The organism is Nostoc sp. T09 (assembly GCF_002154695.1).
GTDB lineage: Bacteria > Cyanobacteriota > Cyanobacteriia > Cyanobacteriales > Nostocaceae > Aulosira.
Genome location: NZ_MTAV01000259.1, coordinates 1 through 533, shown reverse-complemented (window position 1 = coordinate 533; position 533 = coordinate 1). Strand labels below are relative to the sequence as shown.

Genomic DNA, 533 nt, shown 5'->3' with positions numbered 1-533 from the left:
TGGATGTTTTGGTCAGCAGTGCCGCCAGCAGTATTCTATGGCATGGCGGCTTTAACGATTCCAGAATCTCCGCGTTACTTAGTTGCCCAAAATCGAGAACCAGAAGCGGCTAACGTTTTAACCAAGATTTTGGGGGGTAACGTCCAGGAAAAAATCGCAGAAATTCGCCAAACAGTGCTGCAAGAACGCCGTCCTAACTTGTCTGACCTGTTAAGCAGAAGTGGCGGACTGCTGCCAATTGTTTGGATCGGAATCGGCTTATCTGTATTCCAGCAATTAGTTGGGATTAATGTCATCTTTTACTACAGCAGTGTTTTGTGGCGAGCAGTCGGGTTCTCAGAAAAGAATTCGCTCACGATTACAGTCATTACTGGAGCCGTCAACATTATTACTACCCTCGTAGCGATCGCTTTCGTAGATAGATTTGGTCGCAAACCGCTGCTCATCCTCGGGTCGATTGGGATGACCATTACCTTGGGAACGTTAGCTTATATTTTTGGACATGCTGCGACCGATGCTGCTGGTAACCCAAC

At 47.3% G+C, this 533-nt stretch carries 1 protein-coding gene; it reads left to right on the top strand.

Features of this window, described 5'->3' with window-relative positions; all coding sequences use genetic code 11:
• The coding region (locus tag BV372_RS34105; RefSeq protein ID WP_143845496.1) for an MFS transporter at positions 1-533 on the top strand (533 nt) is incomplete at both ends.